1 protein-coding gene is annotated in these 1390 nt (G+C 67.6%); it reads left to right on the forward strand.

Features of this window, described 5'->3' with window-relative positions; all coding sequences use genetic code 11:
* Positions 1–99 precede the first annotated feature (99 nt).
* Entirely contained in the window at positions 100–1128 is a 1029-nt protein-coding gene (locus HNR01_RS27310; protein ID WP_009867220.1) for an IS110-like element ISMmg2 family transposase, read from the forward strand.
* Positions 1129–1390 lie beyond the last annotated feature (262 nt).

The raw sequence follows: 1390 nt of genomic DNA on the forward strand, positions 1-1390 counted from the left end.
AAGCAGATGGGGTGGATGGCTCCCGCTCCGACTGACGGCATCTGAGTGCCAGGATGTGGTTGCTGTCGAAGCAGCCACGCAGATGCAGGAGCCATCCCCATGGAGATCATCACCGTCGGCATCGATCTAGCCAAGAGCATCTTCCAGGTTCACGCCGTCGACGCAGCTGGGCACGTCGTCGTTCGCAAGGCTCTGAGGCGGGCGCAGGTCGTGCCGTTCTTCGCCAAGCTGCCGCGCTGCCTGGTCGGCATGGAGGCGTGCGGCACAGCGCACCATTGGGCCCGGGAACTCATGAGGCTCGGCCATGACGTGCGGCTGATGCCGCCAGCTTACGTGAAGCCGTACGTCAAGCGCGGCAAAACCGATGCGAATGATGCCGCTGCCATCTGCGAGGCGGTGACACGCCCGAGCATGCGCTTCGTGCCGGTGAAGTCGACCGAGCAGCAGGCGGCGCTGGCCCTGCACCGGACGCGCGACCTGCTGGTCAAGCAACGCACGCAGCTGGTGAACATGATCCGCGGTCTGCTCGCCGAGTTCGGGATCGAGATGGCGCGGGGCCTGCGCCATGCGCTCGAACTGGCAGCTCGGCTCTCAGCCGGAGACGCGGCCGAGGTGCCGCCCCTGGCCCAGCGCGTAGTGAATGGGCTGGCCGATCAGATCGGCGCCGTGCAGATCCAGCTCACCCGGCTGGAGAAGGAGTTGCTGGCCTGGCATCGGGACTGCGACCTGTCACAGCGCCTGGCGACGATCCCGGGTGTCGGCATCGTCTCGGCGACCGCGCTGGCCGCCTCGGTGAGCGAGCCCGAGCGCTTCCGCTCCGGTCGGCAGTTCGCGGCCTCGTTGGGTCTGACACCGCTGCAGAACTGCAGCGGCGGCAAGGAGCGCCTGGGTCGGATCTCGCGCATGGGCGACCGTTACCTGCGCCGCCTGCTCGTGGTCGGCATGACCTCTCTGATCCGGCGCGCGAAGGCGACGCCGACTTCGGTCGACCCGCGGCTGCCGGCGCTGCTGCAGCGCAAGCCGGTGCGCGTGGTGACTGTTGCGGCGGCCAATCGCACGGCGCGGGTCGCCTGGGCGATCATGACCCGCGGTGGCACCTACCGCGCACCAGCGGCCATGGCCGCCTGACAGCACGGCGAGGAGACTTTGCCAGGTTGCGAGGACGATGAGAGTTGATGGCGAACCGGTCAGACCGGGAGCCGGGACACCCCGCCGAATGTCCAGGGCGTCATAGCCCGCTAAGCAGAGTGGGACCCAGCTCGCGGATACCATCAGGGCCAGCAGTCAACATGCACGACTGCATCGACAGGCCGGACACAAGACTGCACCCGACCAACGCGCCAGAAGCTCGATTCGCCACTTGCAATGCGGGAGCCATCCACACAGGACA

Source organism: Methylorubrum rhodesianum, from assembly GCF_014199985.1.
Classification (GTDB): Bacteria; Pseudomonadota; Alphaproteobacteria; order Rhizobiales; family Beijerinckiaceae; genus Methylobacterium; species Methylobacterium rhodesianum.